At 71.7% G+C, this 18462-nt stretch carries 15 protein-coding genes; 6 read left to right on the top strand and 9 right to left on the bottom strand.

Going from position 1 to position 18462, the window contains the following annotated elements; translation table 11 throughout:
• The first annotated feature begins 274 nt into the window (after positions 1-274).
• Positions 275-3553 carry a BTAD domain-containing putative transcriptional regulator gene (locus ACIRDU_RS02645; RefSeq protein WP_403573392.1) on the top strand — a complete coding sequence of 1093 codons (3279 nt, stop codon included), beginning with the start codon at positions 275-277 and terminating at the stop codon, positions 3551-3553.
• 20 nt (positions 3554-3573) lie between these two features.
• Here the strand turns inward: ACIRDU_RS02645 and ACIRDU_RS02640 are convergent, their stop codons facing one another.
• The 3 genes from ACIRDU_RS02640 to panB all read right to left on the bottom strand — a co-directional run bounded on the left by ACIRDU_RS02640 (position 3574) and on the right by panB (position 6438).
• Positions 3574-4395 (bottom strand): ABC transporter permease, encoded by an 822-nt coding sequence (locus tag ACIRDU_RS02640; protein WP_403573389.1) that lies wholly within the window; start codon positions 4393-4395, stop codon positions 3574-3576.
• Positions 4392-5411 (bottom strand): ATP-binding cassette domain-containing protein, encoded by a 1020-nt coding sequence (locus tag ACIRDU_RS02635; protein ID WP_403573386.1) that lies wholly within the window; start codon positions 5409-5411, stop codon positions 4392-4394. Before ACIRDU_RS02635 ends, ACIRDU_RS02640 begins: the two co-directional genes overlap by 4 nt.
• Positions 5412-5562: 151 nt before the next feature.
• The gene (panB, locus tag ACIRDU_RS02630) at positions 5563-6438 is read right to left on the bottom strand and encodes a 3-methyl-2-oxobutanoate hydroxymethyltransferase (RefSeq protein ID WP_403573383.1); all 876 of its coding nucleotides are present in this window, start codon (positions 6436-6438) and stop codon (positions 5563-5565) included.
• Between the two features lie 203 nt (positions 6439-6641).
• Between panB and ACIRDU_RS02625 the strand changes: the two genes are divergently transcribed.
• The 4 genes from ACIRDU_RS02625 to ACIRDU_RS02610 all read left to right on the top strand — a co-directional run bounded on the left by ACIRDU_RS02625 (position 6642) and on the right by ACIRDU_RS02610 (position 11542).
• On the top strand, positions 6642-8243 hold the full coding sequence (locus tag ACIRDU_RS02625) for an MFS transporter (protein ID WP_403573380.1): 1602 nt from the start codon (positions 6642-6644) through the stop codon (positions 8241-8243).
• A 74-nt stretch (positions 8244-8317) separates the two neighbouring features.
• Complete coding sequence (locus tag ACIRDU_RS02620) at positions 8318-8956, top strand: TetR/AcrR family transcriptional regulator (RefSeq protein WP_403573377.1); 639 nt, start codon at positions 8318-8320, stop codon at positions 8954-8956.
• Between the two features lie 179 nt (positions 8957-9135).
• The gene (locus ACIRDU_RS02615) at positions 9136-10188 is read left to right on the top strand and encodes an endonuclease/exonuclease/phosphatase family protein (RefSeq protein WP_403573374.1); all 1053 of its coding nucleotides are present in this window, start codon (positions 9136-9138) and stop codon (positions 10186-10188) included.
• A 136-nt stretch (positions 10189-10324) separates the two neighbouring features.
• On the top strand, positions 10325-11542 hold the full coding sequence (locus ACIRDU_RS02610) for an MFS transporter (protein ID WP_403573371.1): 1218 nt from the start codon (positions 10325-10327) through the stop codon (positions 11540-11542).
• Between the two features lie 318 nt (positions 11543-11860).
• Here ACIRDU_RS02610 and ACIRDU_RS02605 read toward each other — a convergent pair whose 3' ends face one another.
• The 6 genes from ACIRDU_RS02605 to ACIRDU_RS02580 form a co-directional block, all read right to left on the bottom strand.
• Entirely contained in the window at positions 11861-12253 is a 393-nt protein-coding gene (locus ACIRDU_RS02605; RefSeq protein WP_403573368.1) for a VOC family protein, read from the bottom strand.
• Complete coding sequence (locus ACIRDU_RS02600) at positions 12250-12552, bottom strand: ArsR/SmtB family transcription factor (RefSeq protein WP_403573365.1); 303 nt, start codon at positions 12550-12552, stop codon at positions 12250-12252. Before ACIRDU_RS02600 ends, ACIRDU_RS02605 begins: the two co-directional genes overlap by 4 nt.
• A 58-nt stretch (positions 12553-12610) precedes the next feature.
• Positions 12611-14365 carry an NAD+ synthase gene (locus ACIRDU_RS02595; RefSeq protein ID WP_403573362.1) on the bottom strand — a complete coding sequence of 585 codons (1755 nt, stop codon included), beginning with the start codon at positions 14363-14365 and terminating at the stop codon, positions 12611-12613.
• Between the two features lie 78 nt (positions 14366-14443).
• Positions 14444-16384, bottom strand: a complete 1941-nt coding sequence (locus ACIRDU_RS02590) for a protease pro-enzyme activation domain-containing protein (protein ID WP_403573359.1) — start codon at positions 16382-16384, stop codon at positions 14444-14446.
• 169 nt (positions 16385-16553) lie between these two features.
• Positions 16554-17174 (bottom strand): DUF305 domain-containing protein, encoded by a 621-nt coding sequence (locus tag ACIRDU_RS02585; RefSeq protein WP_403573357.1) that lies wholly within the window; start codon positions 17172-17174, stop codon positions 16554-16556.
• On the bottom strand, positions 17171-17839 hold the full coding sequence (locus ACIRDU_RS02580; RefSeq protein ID WP_403573354.1) for a DUF3105 domain-containing protein: 669 nt from the start codon (positions 17837-17839) through the stop codon (positions 17171-17173). The genes ACIRDU_RS02585 and ACIRDU_RS02580 overlap by 4 nt, the downstream gene beginning before the upstream one ends.
• Positions 17840-18047: 208 nt before the next feature.
• Here ACIRDU_RS02580 and ACIRDU_RS02575 point away from each other — a divergent pair, with 208 nt between their 5' ends.
• A complete protein-coding gene (locus ACIRDU_RS02575; RefSeq protein ID WP_403573351.1) occupies positions 18048-18455 on the top strand; it encodes an Rrf2 family transcriptional regulator in 408 nt (135 codons plus the stop codon).
• Positions 18456-18462 lie beyond the last annotated feature (7 nt).

Genomic DNA, 18462 nt, shown 5'->3' with positions numbered 1-18462 from the left:
ACAGTACTGGGCGCAGGTGAAAAACGTCTCGCGCGGGGCGGTCGGTTCCGGGGAGGGTGGGGGGACGGTGCTCCGGCACGTGCCTTCCATCCCGCTCCGGGCCCGGCGTTCCGTTCCGGGCCCCTCGCCCCGCCCGGCCCGTTCGCGCCCGCCCCGGCCGGGCGGGGGCGGGGCCGTCGATGAGACTGACGTTCCGCCACCGGCCACTGAACGCCCCGCCGCGCCGCCGTCAACCGCCGTGACCCGCCGCCGTATCACCGGAGACAATGAGTCCGTGCACTACCGCATCCTCGGCACCACGCAGGCGCTCCGCACCGACGGGACGGTCGTTTCGGTCGGTGGGGCGCGGTTGCGTGCGCTGCTGACCGTGCTCGCGCTGCGGGCGGGGCGTACCGTGCCCGCGAGCATGCTCGTCGACGAGGTGTGGGGCGGGGACCCGCCCGCCGACGCGCCGGGGGCGCTGCAGGCGCTGGTCGGGCGGTTGCGGCGGGCGCTCGGGGCGGACGCGGTGGCCTCCGCCGAGGGCGGGTACCGCCTCACGGCCGCGCCCGACGACGTCGACCTGCACCGGTTCGAGCGGCTGGCCGGCGAGGGGATGCGGGCGCTGGCCGACGGCGACCCCGCCAAGGCCGCCGTGGTCCTCGACGACGCCCTCGCCCTGTGGCACGGCCCGGCCCTCGCCGACCTGCCCGACCGCACCGCCGAGGCGGCCCGCTGGGACACCCGCCGCCTGGACGTGCTGCGCGCCCGCCACACCGCCGCCCTCACCCTCGGCCGGGCCGAGCAGTCCCTGCCGGAACTGACCGCGCTGTGCGACGGCCACCCCTTGGACGAGCCCCTCCAGACGCTGCGCCTGCGCGCCCTGCGCGACGTCGGCCGCACGGCGGAGGCGCTGGACGCGTACGAGGACGTGCGGCGCCTGCTCGCCGACCGTCTCGGCGCCGACCCGGGGTCGGAACTGCGCTCCCTGTACGCGGAGTTGCTCCGCCTGGGGGACACACCCCCACCCACCCCCGCCACCGAGGGGCCGGGCAGATCCGTCGGCAACCTCCGGGCCCGCCTCACCTCCTTCATCGGCCGGGAAACGGACATCGAGACCATCCGCGGGGATCTCGGGGCGGCCCGGCTGGTCACCCTGCTCGGGCCCGGCGGCGCCGGGAAGACCCGGCTGTCCCAGGAGGCCGCCGAGACCGTACGGCAGGCCATGCCCGGCGGCGTGTGGCTCGCCGAACTCGCCCCGGTCGACGACCCCGCCGCCGTCCCCGAGGCCGTGCTCACCGCCGTCGGCGCCCGCGAGACCGTGCTGTACGGCGCCGGCGCCGAGGGTATCCGGGCCGCCGTCGCCGAACGGCTCGACGACCCCGTCGGGCGGCTCGCCGAGCACTGCTCCCGCCCGCGCATGCTGCTGATCCTGGACAACTGCGAGCACGTCGCCGACGCCGCCGCCCGGCTCACCGAGGAACTGCTGGCGCGCTGCCCGGACCTCACCGTCCTGGCCACCAGCCGTGAACCCCTCGGCGTGCCGGGGGAGTTGCTGCGCCCGGTGGAGCCGCTGCCCGAGCCGGTCGCGCTGCGCCTGCTCGCCGACCGGGGCGCGGCGGCCAGGCCCGGCTTCCGGATCGAGGACGACCCCGAGGCGTGCGCCGAGATCTGCCGGCGCCTCGACGGCCTGCCGCTGGCCATCGAACTCGCCGCCGCCCGGCTGCGGATGCTCACGCCCCGCCAGATCGCCGACCGGCTCGACGACCGCTTCCGCCTCCTCACCTCCGGCAGCCGTACCGTCCTGCCCCGCCAGCAGACCCTCAGAGCCGTCGTCGACTGGTCCTGGGACCTGCTCGACGAGGACGAACGGGACGTCCTGCGGCGGCTGTCGGTGTTCGCCGGTGGCTGCGACCTGCCCGCCGCCGAGGCGGTGTGCGGCCCGGCCGCCCTGGAGGTGCTCGGCTCCCTCGTCGACCGCTCCCTGGTCGTGGCCGCCCCGCCCGGCGAGTCCGCCGCCGGGGAGATGCGCTACCGGCTGCTGGAGACCGTCGCCGAGTACGCCGCCGAACGGCTGGACGAGTCCGGGCAGCGTGCCGACGCCGAGCGCGCCCACCTGAGGTACTTCCGCGAACTCGCCCGCACCACCGACCCGTTCCTGCGCGGTCCCGGCCAGCTCGCCGCCATCCACCGGCTGGAGCGGGAGTACGAGAACCTGCGCACCGCCCTGCGCCACGCCGTCGCCCTGCGCGACGAGCAGGAGGCGCTGTGCCTGGCGCTGTCCCTCGTCTGGTACTGGCAGATGCGCGACCTGCGCATCGAGGCGCGCAACTGGTGCCGCGAGGTCATGGCGCTGGGCCCCGACCCCTTCACCGAGCCCGTCCGCCCCGCCACCGCGGTCTGGCAGCGCTGCACCGACGCCCCGCCCCCGATGACGGGCGAGGTCCTCGCCGAGGCCCGGCGCGGCATCCATCTCGCCCATCTCGCCTGCATGGACACCGAGCTGGACGCCTGGCAGAACCCCCGGTCCCAGCAGAAGCTGCGGACCATCGCCCGGACCTACGAACCCGGCCTGCCGCAGAACTGCCGGCTGCCCGGCCTGCTCTGGTTCTTCGCCGTGATGCTGACCGGCGACATGGACCGGCTGCGCGTCATCATCGACGCGTCCATCCGCACCTGCCGGCAGACCCCGGGCTTCGACTGGGAGCTCGCTTCCGGCCTCCAGATGCGGGCCAACTTCCTCGCCAACCGCACCGACTGGGCCGGCGACGCCGCCCGCGACGCCGACGAGGCGCTGGACATCTACCGGCGCCTCGGCGACTCCTGGGGCACCGCCGAGGCCCTCTCCGCCCGCGCCGAGGCCCACGAACGCAAGGGCGACCACGCCCGGGCAGCCGCCGACTACGAGGCCGCCATCGAACACGCCGAACACCTCGGCGCCCGCGCCCAGACCGCCGTCCTCAGCGCCCGGCTGGGCAGCGCCCTGCTGGAGGCGGGCGAGGACGAACGCGGCGAGCGGCTGCTGCGCGAGGTGATCGCCCAGCACGAGGACTCGCACAGCGAGGCCATGCCCGCCGCCCGCCTCTTCCTGGCCGGCTGGCTCGGCATGACGGGCCGCGTCCCCGAGGCGCGCGAGAACCTGCGGCGGCTGCGCCAGGACTTCCGTATCGCCCACTTCATCGTCTTCGACGCGTTCATCCTCGGCGCCGAGGCGTGGCTGGACGCCACGGAGGGACGGTACGAGGAGTGCCTCGGCCGGGTACGCAAGGGGCTGGAGCGGGCCGCCGACCCGCTGTCCGAGGCCATCACGCCCCATATGCGCTCCGGGTATCTGATCATCGGCGCCCGGGCCCTGGCCGCCCTCGACGGCGGCCGGCGCGCCCTGGACGCGGCCCGCTGTCTGGGCGCCTTCGACGCCCTGCTGCCGTCCGGCCACGTCGCCCAGCGGCAGGAGCGTGAGACCCGCGAGCGGACGGAGCGGCAGGCCCGGGCGCTGCTCGGCGACCAGGCCTACGAGGCCGCGTACGCGGAGGGCGGCGGCCTCTCCCTGGAGGAGGCCGCCGCCCTGCTCTGACGCGGCTGCGACCCGTCCGGTCAGCTCTTCGTGCGGAACTTGTGGATCGCCACGGGCGCCATCACGGCCGTGATCGCCACCGACCAGCCGAGTGTCACCCACAGGTCGTGCGCGACCGGCCCGCCCACCATCAGACCGCGCGCGGCGTCCGCGAGCGTGGACAGCGGGTTGTAGTCGGTGAAGGCCTGAAGCCAGCCCGGCATCGACGTCGTCGGCGCGAAGATCGACGAGCCGAACTGGAGCGGGAACAGCACCAGGAAGCCCATGGCCTGCACGGACTGCGCGCTCTTCATGATCACGCCGAGGGTGAGGAACACCCACATGATCGACGAGGCGAACGCCGTGGACAGCGCCACGGTCGCGAGCAGCCCGGGCCAGCTGGTGATCTCGAACCCGACCGCGACGGCGACGATCATCAGCACGGCGGTCGCGAACATCATCCGCAGCAGCTCCACCGAGATCTTCGCGAACAGCACCGAGCCGCGCCCGATGGGCAGGGACCGGAAGCGGTCCATGACACCGGAGTTGAAGTCCTGGCTGAAGCCGGTGCCGACGCCCTGGGACAGCGTCATGCTCATCATCGCGATCATGCCGGGAATCACGTACTGCACGTACTGGTCCTGCCCGCCGCCCAGCGCCTGCCCGATCGAGCCGCCGAACACGAACACGAACAGCAGGGTGAAGATGACCGGCATCAGCAGCGCGTCGGCCATCGACTCCGGGTCCTGGCGGATCCACAGCAGGTTGCGGCGGACGAGGGCACCGGTGTGCCGCAGATGCCCGCGCAGCGTGATGCGGGCGTCTCCGGTCGTCGCGGGGGTGGAAACAGTGGCGGCGCTCATACGGCGACCTCCTCGCGGTCCTCGGCGGGCACGGTGTCCTGCGGGGCACTGGCACGGTGGCCGGTGAGGGACAGGAACACCTCGTCCAGGCTGGGCAGTTCGGTGGTGACGGCGGCGAGAGTGACGCCGTGGGCCGTGACGGCGCCGACGACGGCGGTCAGCTGCTCGTCGCTGAGGATCGGTACGAGGAGCGTGCCGGAGTCGGTGTCCACGGTGGTGGTCGCGAGCCCGGTGATGCCGAGGTCGTCCAGGTGCCCGGCGAGCGGTCGCAGGTGCAGGGCGTCGGCCGGCCGGATCCGCAGGGTCCGCCCGCCGACCTTGGCCTTGAGCTCCTCGATGCCCCCGCCCGCGACGACCTTGCCCTTGTCCACGACGGTCAGCTCGGAGGCGAGCTGCTCGGCCTCCTCCATGTACTGCGTCGTCAGCAGCACGGTCACACCGTCGCCGACCATGGCCTTCACCTCGTCCCACACCTCGTTGCGGGTGCGCGGGTCGAGCCCGGTGGTCGGTTCGTCGAGGAAGAGGACGGCGGGGCGCCCGATCATCGAGGCGGCCAGGTCGAGCCGCCGCCGCATACCGCCGGAGTAGGTGGCGGCGGGCCGCTTGGCCGCGTCGGTCAGCGAGAACCGCTCCAGCAGTGCGTCGGCCCGCGCGCGTGCCTCCTTGCGGGGCAGGTCGAGCAGCCGCCCGATCATGTACAGGTTCTCCCAGCCGGGGAGCTTCTCGTCGACGGAGGCGTACTGCCCGGTGAGCCCTATCACCCGCCGCAGCTGCCGCGGCTGCCGTACGACGTCGTACCCGGCCACGGTGGCCTGCCCCGAGTCGGGCGCGAGGAGCGTGGACAGGATGCGCACGAGGGTGGTCTTCCCGGCCCCGTTCGGCCCGAGCACCCCCATCACGGTGCCCTCCGGCACCTCCAGGTCGACCCCGTCCAGAGCCTTGGTCTCCCCGTAGTGCTTCACCAGCCCCCGCACGCTGACAGCGGCGCCGCCGGTTCGTGTGTCGATTCGCGTCATGGGACAGACGGTCTCAGCGCCCACCGACAAATCACCGACAGACCGCCGACACCCCCTGTCGGTGGCCCCGGCAGAGCCGGTGGTCCGGCACAAGGGGACAGCCCGTCGACTGGGGGAAGATCGACGGGCTGTCCGTGGTACCGCTGTGGCTCTAGTGGACGGAGTGCTCCTCCTGCGGGAACGTTCCGCCCACGACCTCGTCCGCGAACGCCTTCACCGCGTCACCCATGACCGCACGCAGGTCGGCGTACTGCTTCACGAACTTCGGCATCCGCCCGCCGGTCAGACCCAGCATGTCCGTCCACACCAGCACCTGCGCGTCGGTCTCGGGGCCCGCCCCGATCCCGACGGTCGGGATGTGCAGCACCCGCGTCACCTCGGCGGCCAGCTCCGCGGGGACCAGCTCCAGCACCACCGCGAACGCGCCCGCGTCCTGTACGGCCTTGGCGTCCCGCAGCAGCTGCTGGGCCGCTTCCTCGCCCCGCCCCTGCACGCGGTAGCCCATCGCGTTGACCGACTGCGGGGTCAGCCCGATGTGCGCCATGACCGGGATGCCGGACTCGACGAGCAGCCGGATCTGCTCGTGCGACCGCTCGCCCCCCTCCAGCTTCACGGCCTGCACGCCCGCCTCCTTCACCAGCCGGGTCGCCGAGCGCAGTGCCTGCACCGGACCCTCCTGGTAGGAGCCGAAGGGCAGGTCGCCGACGATCAGGGCGCGCGAGGTGCCGCGTACGACCGCCGCCGACAGCATCGTCATCTCGTCGAGGGTGACGGGCACGGTCGTCTCGTACCCGAGGTGGCAGTTGCCCGCCGAGTCGCCGACGAGCATCACCGGAATGCCGGCCTCGTCGAAGACGGACGCGGTCATCGCGTCGTACGCCGTGAGCATCGGCCACTTCTCGCCGCGCTCCTTGGCGGCGGCGATGTCCCGCACGGTGATACGGCGGGTTCCCTTGCCCCCGTACAGCGCCCTGCCGCTGTCGGAGGGCTTCGTCTGAGCAGTCTGGGCAGCCGGAAGCTGCGTCATTGCACGGCTCCTAACACGTCATCTCGAGGCGCCCTGACGGCGTCCCCGGACCACGTCCATGGTGGCACCTCGTGCCATCGACGGCTAGGGGAGCCCCTGTGAGTTCCGCCCGGCGGCCCCGTGAGCGAGTGCCGCGTAAGATCCGGGTAAGAGTATTCCAATACGAGACGGTCTCGTATCGAAATAGCCCTAGGCTCGCACACATGACTACTTCTGCCGACCAGGCCGCCCCCGCCGGCCCGCGCGTACCGGAAGCGGTGCACCGGCGCCGCTGGGCGATCCTCGGCGTGCTGATGCTGAGCCTGCTGATCGTCGTGCTCGACAACTCGATCCTGAACGTCGCGATCAAGACGATCTCCACCCCGGCCCCGACCGGCCTGGGCGCCACACAGAGCCAGCTGGAATGGGCGATCAACGCCTACACCCTCGTCTTCGCCGGCCTGCTGTTCACCGCCGGGCTGCTCGGCGACCGGCTGGGACGCAAGAAGGTGCTGCTCGGCGGTCTCGCCGTGTTCGGCATCGGCTCCGCGCTCGCCGCGTTCTCCGGCTCGCCGGGCGAGCTGATCGCCTTCCGCGCCGTGATGGGTCTGGGTGCCGCGTTCGTCATGCCCGCCACCCTCGCCGTCCTCATGAACGTCTTCGAGCGCGCGGAGCAGCCGAAGGCCATCGGCATCTGGGCGGGCGGCGTCGGCCTCGCCATCGCCATCGGCCCGATCACCGGCGGCGTGCTGCTCGACCACTTCTGGTGGGGCTCGGTCTTCCTCGTCAACGTGCCGATCGTGCTGCTCGCGCTCGCGCTGATGCTCTGGCTGGTGCCCGACTCGCGCGACCCGCACCCCGGCCGGATCGACCCCGTCGGCGTGGTGCTGTCCGTCGTCGGCCTGGTCCTGCTCGTCTACGGCATCATCGAGGGCGGCCAGCTCGCCGACTTCACCGACGCCACCGTGCTGTCCACCATCGGCGCCGGTCTCGCCGTGCTCGTCGCGTTCGTCGTGTTCGAGAAGCGCAGCGACCACCCGTCCATCGACGTCACGTACTTCGAGAACAAGGTCTTCTCGGCCGCCGTCGCCGCCATCGCGCTGGTCTTCTTCGCGCTGATGGGCGTGACCTTCTTCTCCGTCTTCTACACGCAGAGCGTGCGCGGCTACTCGCCGCTGCAGACCGGTCTGCTGATGCTGCCGCTGGCCGCCTCCCAGATGATCTTCGCGCCGCGCGCCCGGCTGGTGGTCGACCGCATCGGCATCAAGGCCACGACCACGGCCGGCCTGCTCCTCATCGCCGCCACGCTGGCCGCCTTCGCCACCCTGGACGCCGACACGCCCATCTGGATCCTGGAAGTGATCTTCTTCCTGATGGGCACCGGCATGGCGCACATCATGACGCCGGTCAGCGTCGTCATCATGCAGGCCCTGCCCCGCGAGAAGGCCGGCTCCGCCTCCGCGCTCAGCAACGTCTTCCGGCAGGTCGGCGGCGCCCTCGGCGTCGCCGTCCTGGGCTCGGTGCTGTCCACGGCGTACCGCACGGGCATCGAGGACAAGCTCGGCGCGCTGCCCCCGGCCCTGCGCCACGCCGCGGGGGAGTCCATCGAGGCCACCCTCGGCATCGCGGACAGGCTGGGCCCGCGGGGCGAGTCCCTGGTCACCCCGGCCTACGACGCCTTCCTGCACGCGATGCACATCACCGCCCTGTGGGGGGCGGGCGTCGCCCTGGTCGGCGCGGTCGTCGTGGCGCTGTTCCTGCCGGGCAGGCCGTCGGCGCCCCAGCACGCCGAGGGGGACGAGGAGTTGTCGCCCACGGGGTCGTAGAACTGCGGGAGAATTCACTTCTCGCGCAGCCGGGAACGGTTTCCGCCCCGTATTCCAGGAAAGGACGCAGCGACGTGAGCCCCGCCGAACGGCGCACCCCGCACGACGGTCCCGCGAGGGGCCGCCCCAGAAGCGAGGCCGTCGAGCGCGCCATCATCGAGGGCGTCATGAGGCTCCTGGAGGAGGGCGTGCCCCTCGCGGAGCTGTCCATAGAGCGCGTCGCCCGCACCGCCGGCGTCGGCAAGGCCACGATCTACCGCCGCTGGAGCGGCAAGGAGGAACTCTTCGTCGACGTCGTACGCGCCGCCGAACCCGCCGATCCCCCGCTCCCCGGCACCTCCATGCGCGACGACATCGTGGCCCTGCTGGAACAGGCGCGACAGCGCGGTCTGGCCAACCGCTCGTCGGCGATCCTGCACAGCGTGCACGCCCAGATGAAGAGCAGCCCGAAGATCTGGGCGGCGTACCACGCCACGGTCGTGGCCCCGCGCCGCCGGCTCGGCATGGAAGTCCTGCGCCGCGGCCGGGAGAACGGTGAACTGCGCACGGACGTCGCCGTCGAACTGCTCTACGACCTGTTCGTCGGCCCGATGCTGCTGCGTTCCGTACTGCACCCGGACGACGACCTCCCCGAAGGCCTCGCCGCACAGATCGTCGACACCCTCCTCCAAGGCCTACGTCCCGTCAGTTCCGAGCCGCACCGGACAGGGTGAGTGTGCGCGTTTCGTCACAGACGGCGCTTTCGGCGGGCGTGGTCGGAACTCATCGCGGGGACTCGAACGTCATCGCCCCCGTACGGCCGTCGAGGGACGGCGGGAACGGAACGGATCATCCCCTAGGGTCGTAAAGACACGGGGGCGATGGTGTGCACGGCAGGCAGTGAGGCGACGGTATGGCGCAGCAGGCGTACATGACGGAGACGGACAACGGCGGCTCGGGGCCCGAGCACCGGGGAACCCGGCTTCGGCGCCTGTTCGACCGGCTGGCGGGCCCCTGGCGGGGCGACCCGCGGATCTGGCGGCGCGGGCTGTTCGTCGCCGCGTGCGCGGTGCTGCTGGCCCTGGTCATGGTGCTGCACTCGCGCATCCCGAACAGGATCGGCAACCTGGGCAGCCTCGTCGAGACGTTCCTGCCCTGGCTGGGGATCCCCGTCGCCCTGCTGTTCGTCCTCGCCCTCGTGCGCAGGTCCGCGACCGCGCTGATCGCGGTGGTGCTGCCGTCCGTGGTCTGGCTGAACCTCTTCGGCGGCCAGCTCAGCGACAAGACCGCGACCGGCGGCGACCTCACCGTGGTCACCCACAACGTCAACGCCGACAACCCGGACCCGTCCGGCACCGCCCGTGACGTGGCCGCCTCCGGCGCGGACGTGCTGGCCCTGGAGGAGCTGACGCCGACCGCGGTCCCGACGTACGAGAAGGCGCTGGCGTCGACGTACCGCTACCACTCGGTGCAGGGCACGGTCGGCGTGTGGAGCAAGTACCCGCTGACCGGCGTGCGGGACGTCGACCTCGACATGGGCTGGACGCGCGCGATGCGCGCCACCGTGACCGCCCCGGCCGGTCAGGTCGCGGTCTACGTCGCCCATCTGCCGTCGGTCCGCGTGAAGATGGAGGCCGGCTTCACGGCCCGGCAGCGCGACCGGAGCGCCGACTACCTCGGCGAGGCCATCGCCCACGAACCGCTGAAGAACGTCGTCCTGCTCGGCGACCTGAACGGCACCATGAACGACCGCGCGCTGAACGCCGTCACGTCCCAGATGCGCTCCACCCAGGGCGCGGCCGGCAACGGCTTCGGCTTCAGCTGGCCCGCGTCGTTCCCGATGGCGCGCATCGACCAGATCATGGTCCGGGGCCTGAAGCCGGAGAGCTCATGGACCCTGCCGCAGACCGGCAGCGACCATCTGCCGGTCGCGGCCCGTGTGAGGGTCGCCACAAGCGGCTCCTGAAAACCGCTGGTCAGGGCACTTCCGACAGATATCCGCAACCGCGGCGTCACCTCGTGGAATAGTGCGCCTGCGAGACTTTGTTCCGTACTTGAACATACGCGTACGGATTTCCAAGCAAGTCTCGAAAGGTTCCTTCATGCCCCTGGCCCTGCTCGCCCTCGCCGTGGGCGCCTTCGGCATCGGTACGACCGAGTTCGTGATGATGGGGCTGTTGCCCGATGTCGCGGACGACCTGAACATCTCGATACCCAGCGCCGGCCATCTGGTGTCGGCGTACGCGCTGGGCGTCGTCATCGGCGCCCCGCTGCTGGCCGCGGTCACCGCCAAGATGTCCCGCCGCACGGTCCTGATCGGCCTGATGGGACTGTTCGTGGTGGGCAACGCCCTGTCGGCCCTGGCGCCCGACAACGGCTGGCTGCTGGCCGCCCGCTTCCTGAGCGGTCTGCCGCACGGCGCCTTCTTCGGCGTGGGCGCCGTCGTCGCGACGAACATGGTCGCCCCCGAGCGCAAGGCGCGCTCGGTCTCACTGATGTTCCTCGGCCTGACGGTCGCGAACGTCGCGGGCGTGCCGGTCGCGACCCTGATGGGCCAGCACCTCGGCTGGAGGGCGACCTTCCTCGGCGTCAGCGCCATCGGCCTGGCGGCGATCGCCGCGCTCGCGTTCCTCATCCCGCAGGATCACGAGCACACCACCGCGCAGGGCCTGCGCGGTGAACTCGCCGCCCTGCGCTCCCTGCCGGTCTGGCTGTCGCTCGGCACGACCGTCGCGGGCTTCGGTGCCCTCTTCGCGGCCTACAGCTACATCACGCCGATGCTCACGGACGCCGCCGGCTACGCCGACGCCAGCGTCACCCTGCTGCTGGCGCTGTTCGGCGTCGGCGCGACCGCCGGCAACCTGCTGGGCGGCCGCCTGGCCGACCACTCCCTGCGGGGCACGCTGTTCGGCGGCCTGACCTCGCTGGTGGCGGTGCTGGCGCTGTTCCCGCTGCTGATGCGCACGGAGCTGACGGCCGCCGTGGCCGTGATCCTGCTCGGCATGGCGGCCTTCGCCACCGGCTCCCCGCTCCAGCTGATGGTCATGGAGAAGGCCTCCTCGGCTCCGTCCCTGGCCTCCTCGGCCAACCAGGCCGCCTTCAATCTGGCCAACGCCGGCGGCGCCTGGATCGGCGGCCTCGCCCTGGCCGCGGGCTTCGGCGTCACCTCCCCGGCCCTGACCGGTGTGGCCCTGGCCGTCCTCGGTCTGGCCGTGGCGTCGCTGGCCTTCGCGGTGGACCGGCGCCGGGCTCCGGTGGCCGGGCGCGAGCGGATCGTGGCGAGCCATGTCCCGCAGGAGGCCGAAGCGGTGCGCCGCTGATGGCTTCCGGCACGCCGCAGCCCGTGGGACCCGGTCCCGCGGACTGCCGTTCCGTCTGCCCGGGCGCAAGGCGCCGCGCCGCGACGACCCCCGGACCGGCGGGCGTGGCGCGGGCATCGGCCGCGTCCAGGTCCGGATGCGGCAGGCAGCACAGGGCCAGCTCGGCCACCTCGCCCTCGAACCGGGGCGGCCACTCGACTGACGGAGTGACGTCGTCCAGGACGAGGATGCCACCGTGAGCGAGCAGTTCGACGACCCTGCGGGGACCGTCCCGCTTGCCACCGCCGTGGAAGAAGACGCCCTCGTCCCGCTTCACTGTTACCGCGACTGGGCCGCGATCTGGATCAGGTTGCCGCAGGTGTCGTCGAAGACGGCCGTGGTGACGGGGCCCATCTCCAGGGGCTCCTGGGTGAAGCGGACGCCGAGGCCGCTCAGGCGCTCGTGCTCGGCCCGGACGTCGTCCACGGCGAACTGGGCGAGTGGGATGCCGTCGACGGCGAGCGCGTCACGGTAGGCCTTGACGGCCGGGTGGCCGGCGGGCTCCAGGAGCAGCTCCGTGCCGCCGGGCTCCTCGGGGGAGACGACGGTCAGCCACCGGTCCTCCCCGCCCACCGGGACGTCGTGCTTCTTCACGAAGCCGAGGACCTCGGTGTAGAAGCGGAGGGCCTTGGCCTGGTCGTCGACGAAGACGCTGGTGAGGCGGATCTTCATGGAGTGCTCTCCTCGGGTCCGGGTGCCTCGCCTGCGAGCCATCTCTCGGTGATGTGGCGCAGCGGGGCCGTGTTCAGGTCGTGGAACTTGTAGCGACCCTCCCGCCTGGTCTCGACGAGCCCGGCGGCCTCCAGCACGGCGAGGTGCTGGGAGACCGCCTGGCGCGAGATGCCGAGCTGATGCCTCATGCTCAGCCGCGAGCAGATCTCGAACAGTGTCTGCCCGGACTGCTCCGCGAGCTCGTCGAGGATGGTGCGGCGGGTGGGGTCGGCCAGGGCTTTGAAGAGGTCGTCGGCCACGACCTCAGGATAGGCAAGTGTGCACTTGCCTATCAAGCCCTCTTTCCGACCCGACCGGTCAGAGCGACTCCCGCCACCCGTTCGTGATCGGCAGCCGCCGGTCCTTCCCGAACCCCTTGGCCGAGATCTTCGTGCCCGGCGGGTACTGCCGCCGCTTGTACTCCGCCGTGTCGACCATGCGCAGCGTCTTCGCGACCAGCTCCGGGTCGTACCCGGCCGCCACGATCTCGTCCGCGCCCCGGTCCCGGTCGACGTACAGCTCGAGGATCGCGTCCAGCACCGGGTAGTCGGGCAGCGAGTCCGTGTCGACCTGGCCCGGGCGCAGCTCCGCGCTCGGGGGCTTGGTGATGGAGTTCTCCGGGATCGGCGGGGTCTGGCCGCGTTCCCGGGCGGCACGGTTGCGCCACTCGCAGAGACGGAAGACCGACGTCTTGTAGACGTCCTTGATGGGCCCGTACGCCCCGACCGAGTCGCCGTAGAGCGTCGAGTATCCGACCGCCAGTTCCGACTTGTTGCCGGGGGCCAGGACGATGTGGCCCTCCTGGTTGGAGAGCGCCATGAGCAGCGTGCCGCGCAGGCGCGACTGGAGGTTCTCCTCCGCCAGGCCCGTCAGGCCCAGCGAGCCCATGTACGCGTCGAACATCGGCTCGATCGCGACCGTGCGGTAGTTCAGGCCCGTACGGCGGGCCAGTTCCGCCGCGTCGTCCTTGGAGTGGTCCGAGGAGTACTTCGACGGCATCGAGACGCCGTACACGTTCTGCGGGCCCACCGCGTCGCACGCGATCGCCGCGACCAGCGACGAGTCGATGCCGCCCGACAGGCCGATCAGGACCGACGTGAAGCCGTTCTTCGCGACGTACGCCCGCAGGCCCACGACGAGCGCCGAGTAGACCTCCTCGTCGTCCTCCAGCCGGTCCGCGTAGCCGCCCGTGAACTCGGGCTCGTACGGGGCCAGCGGTTCCTCCGAGAGGACCACGCGGTCGATGCGCAGACCGTCGTCGACCACGCCCGTCGGGGCGTCGGCCGACGCCGCCGGCAGGTCCAGGTCCAGGACCACACAGCCCTCGGCGAACTGCGGCGCCCGCGCCACGACCTCGCCGTCCTTGTCGACCACGATCGAGTCGCCGTCGAACACCAGCTCGTCCTGGCCGCCGATCATGGCCAGGTACGCCGTGGTGCAGCCGGCCTCCTGGGCCCGCTTGCGGACCAGCTCCAGGCGCGTGTCGTCCTTGTCGCGCTCATAGGGGGAGGCGTTGATCGAGACCAGCAGGCCCGCCTGCGCCGAACGGGCGGCGGGGACGCGGCCGCCGTCCTGCCACAGGTCCTCGCAGATGGCCAGGGCGACATCCACGCCGTGCACCCGCAGGACCGGCATGCTGTCGCCGGGCACGAAGTAGCGGAACTCGTCGAACACGCCGTAGTTCGGCAGATGGTGCTTGGCGAAGTTCAGGACCACCTCGCCGCCGTACAGCACCGCACCCGCGTTCTGCGGCGCGCCGGCCGGCTGGCCGTACTTCGGCTGGGCGGTCGCACTGCGGTCGAGGTAGCCGACGATCACCGGCAGCTCTCCGAAGCCCTCCTCGGCCAGGCGCGCGGCGAGAGAGCGCAGCGCCGCGCGAGAGGCCTCGACGAAGGACGACCTGAGCGCCAGGTCCTCGACGGGATACCCGGTCAGCACCATCTCCGGGAACGCAACGAGATGCGCTCCCTGCTCGGCGGAGTGCCGGGTCCAGCGGACGATCGACTCGGTGTTACCGGCGAGGTCGCCCACGCCGGCGTCGATCTGGTTCAGGGCGAGACGTAGTTGAGGCACGCCGCCCAGTGTAATCGTCAGTGCGACACAATGGGGTGGTGTGGGTCACCCCACACCACCCCGGTCCCGTTGTGGAGCTCAGCGGCGTCCGTACGACTCGACGTAGCCGTTCGCGGGCGAGCCCACGCCGGTGACGTCGTCGTAGCCCTTCACGGCCGCGAGCGAGCTGTCCTTGCCGAGACTGCGCACGGACGTCGACAGACCGCCGGTGGCGTCGTAGCCGTTCACGAAGTCGACCCGGGCCACGGCGAGGCCGGAGCCCGTCGGGTCGTCGGTGACGTCGTGGTAGACCTTCGAGCCGGCCTTGGCGTAGATCGCCGGGTTGGCGAAGCCGATCGCCTTGCCGCCGCGGGCCTCCTGGGCCAGGGCCTGGATGGCCGCGATCGTCGGCGCGGCGAGCGAGGTGCCGCCGATGCGGTACTCGCTGTACGCCTGCTTCCTGCCGTCGGGCGAGGTCTGCGTCTGCCCCACCAGGAAGCCGGTGTTCGGGTCGGCGATGGCCGCGATGTCCGGGACGACCCGGTTGCCGGCCGCGCTGTTGGCCTTCGCCAGCGCGTCCGGCACGACACCCTGCTGGTAGAAGGGCTCGGCGACGGTCTTGCTGGTGCCGCCGCCCGCGCCGGAGGTGAAGGCGCCGGGGAAGTCCGTCCAGCTCTTGCCGTCGGCCGACAGGGTCGCCTTGTCGGTGCCCCAGCCGGTCTCCCAGAGGTACGTGTCGTTCTTGCCGACGGCCAGCGAGGTGCCGCCGACGGCCGTGACCCACGCCGAGTTGGCCGGGGAGTCGACCTGCTTCGTCCCGGAGCTCGCCACCTCGTCGCCGTCGTCGCCGGAGGAGAAGTAGAAGCCGATGCCCTCGACCGCGCCCAGCTGGAACACCTGGTCGTAGGCGGCCGCGAGGTCGGGCGTCTGCGCGGCCTCCACCTCGCCCCAGGAGTTGGAGACGATGTCGGCCAGGTGATGGTCGACGACCTTGCCGAGCGCGTCGAGCAGATCGCCGTCCGTGCAGGAGGCGGCGCCCACGTACGTCACGTCCGCGGCCGGCGCGACCGCGTGTACGGCCTCGACGTCCAGGGTCTCCTCGCCGTACCAGCCGGACGCCGAGCAGTCCTCGGTGTTCGTGTACTTGCCGGGCAGGACCTGGTGCAGCTGGCCCGTCTTCCACGCCGCGTCGCCGTTGCGCTTGGCGTAGGTGCCGGCGTCGTAGGCGATCGTCGGGGAGGCGTACGCGTCCGTGATGGCGACCCGGACACCCTTGCCGGTGCGCTTGCCCGCGCCGTAGGCGGCCCGCAACTGCTTGCCCGTGTAGCCCTTCACGGCATACGGGATCTTCTTGCCGTAGGCGTCCGGGAGCGTGCTCGCGGTGTTCGAGCCGTAGTACGAGGAGAACGGCCCGGCGTTGCGGAACACGGTGTCCGGCGGCGGCAGTCGATCGTCGTGCGTGGCCATGTGCGGCGCGTTGTCCAGCCCGGTCACGGTCAGGACGGCGTCGGCCAGGCCCTGCGGCACGGAGGCGGTGCTCGCGGGAGCGCGGTAGGTCTTCGAGCCCTTGGCGAAGTTGTGCAGCTGCGTGCCGAACGCCTTCTCGGCGGCGGCCACGTCACCGGTGACGGAGACGTAGTGCGGCGTGACGCCGGTGACCTTCAGGCCGGCCGCCGTCAGCCAGGACTTCACGGCCGCCACCTGCGCCTTGGTCGCGCCGAAGCGGGCCTGCGCCTGCTTGGCCGTCAGGTACTTGCCGTACGAGGCCGAGTCCGGGTCGGAGACCGCCTTCGCGTAGGCGGCGAGGCCGGCGGCGTCCTTGCCGGCGAGGTAGACCCGGGCTGTGACCTGGGCGCCGTCGGAGGTGGCGCCCTTGTCCGCCTTGGCCGTGGCCCATGCGGGCCGGGTCCCGGCCAGCAGGTCGCGGAGCGGGTGGTCGGCGGCGTGCGCCGCGGGTATGCCGAGCGCCAGCGCACCGGCGAGCATCGGCAGTGTCGCTGCCATGCTCACGGCGCGCACCTTGGCGCGGTTGGATCTCATGGAACCCCCTGTGCGGTTCGTCGCGAGTGGATCACTCGACGTCTCGCCACTCTCGCGATGAACCGTTCATGCCAGGGAATTGCGCAGCCCAAGAAGCGCCCTACGGAGGCCAAGAAGAGCCCAAGAGACCGCAACGCAGGGCGATTTGAGGCTTACGTGCCCACGGCTCCTACGACCGCGGCGCCGCGCCCCGCTCCTTGAGCATGTCCGCCATCAAGGAGATCTCCGACTGCTGCGCGTCCACCATGCCCTGCGCGAGCCGCTTCTCCACCCCCACCGTGCACCTGTCCACGCAGCCCTCGGCCATGTGGACGCCGCCCTGGTGATGGTCCGTCATCAGCTGGAGGTAGAAGACCTCCGCCTGCTTCCCGCTGAGCTCGCCGAGCTTCTTCATCTCGGAGTTGGTCGCCATGCCCGGCATCAGCGCGCCGTCCTTGCCGGAGGCCATGCCGCCCATGTCCATCCAGGTCATGGGCGGCTCGGAGGACACCTTGGGCAGGCCCCACAGGTCGAGCCAGCCGAGCATCATGCCGCGCTGGTTGGCCTGCGTCTGGGCGATGTCGTACGCCAGGCGCCGGACCTCCTCGTCCTCGGTGCGGTCGCGCACGATGTACGACATCTCCACGGCCTGCTGGTGGTGCACCGCCATGTCCCGCGCGAACCCGGCGTCCGCGGACTCCGCGGACGGCGTCCTGCCGCTGCCGTCGTCCCCGGCGACCGCGTAGGTGATCGCGCCGGCCGCGACGAGCGCCGCCGCCGCGGCCCCGGCGATCAGACCGGCGTGCCTCACTTCGACAGCCCGTTCGTGCACGCGGCACCCGGCTCGGGGGTCTGCTCGCCCTGCACGAACTTCTCGAAGAACTTGTCCACGTTCGGGTCGCTCGCGCCCGTCACCGTGCGCTGGTGGCCCCACGCCGAGAGCATGATCGGATCCTTCTGGTCGTCCATCGGGCTCATCAGCGTGTACGGCGTCTTCTTCACCTTCGCCGCGAGCGCGTCGATGTCGGCCTTCTTCGCGTCGGCGTTGTACGTCACCCACACCGCGCCGTGCTCCAGCGAGTGCACGGCGTTGGTGTTGTTCAGCCGCTCGGTGTAGACGTCGCCGTTGCAGTTCATCCAGACCGGGTTGTGGTCACCGCCGACCGGCGGCTCGGAGGCGTACTTCACGGCCTTGGTGACGTGGTTGCGGGCCAGCTTCCCCTCCCAGGTCTTCACGCCGTCCTTGCCCGTCACGAACTTGCCCTTGCCCGAGGAGTCGCTCGCCGCCGCGGTGTCACTGCCCTTGTCGTCCTGGGACCGCACGAGCACGACGCCGCCGACGACGAGACCGGCGACGATCACCACGCTGGCCGCGATGGTGAGGATCCGGTTGCGGCGCTCACGGGCCTGCTCGGCGCGCCGCATCTCCTCTATTCGCGCCTTGCGGTCCGTGCTGCTCTTCTTGGCGGAGCCCATGAGGTGTCCTTCGTGGGAAAAGTGACGGTCGGGTGCGCTGATCGTAATGGGGGAGACGGGGCGTCCCGAAGAGCGGCCGCCGGAATGGGCCGAATCGATACGGCACCGACAGCGGGACGACAGCTTCACCGGCCCCGGCGACCGATCTCGGCGCCGATCTCACGCCGGATCGTTTGAACCGCGGATTCCCATTACCTACGCTGCCCGCATGCGGCTGCTGCGCTCCACCGACCTCGCCCTGCGGGTCCTGATGCGGCTCGCCGTCGCGGGCGGGTCGATACCGACGCCCCGGGAGGTCGCGGGCGGCATGGACGTGCGGTACACCCACCTGGCGAAGGTCGTCGCCGAGCTCCAGCACCTGGGCCTGCTCGCGGCCCGCCGCGGCCGCGGCGGCGGCCTGCACATCAAGCGTGTGGCGCAGCGAGAGGAACCGGCCGTTACGGATGTCGGGGAGAGCAGGCACTATGGGCGGAAGAGCAGTTCACCTGCCGTGCGTGAGGCGTTCGACCCCGGGTCGGCCGGGCGATCATGGTCCGCAACGCGTTCGAAACGGTGGTGTGGTGGGATGCTCAGGTGCCCGACCGCCTCCCGTGGTACGGAAGAGAAGGCGGCCTGACCAGCAA

Origin of the sequence: Streptomyces sp. NPDC093598 (assembly GCF_044764825.1) — a bacterium.
Lineage (GTDB): Bacteria > Actinomycetota > Actinomycetes > Streptomycetales > Streptomycetaceae > Streptomyces.
The sequence above is the reverse complement of the archived record's forward strand: the minus strand, read 5'-3'. Positions and strand labels throughout refer to the sequence as shown.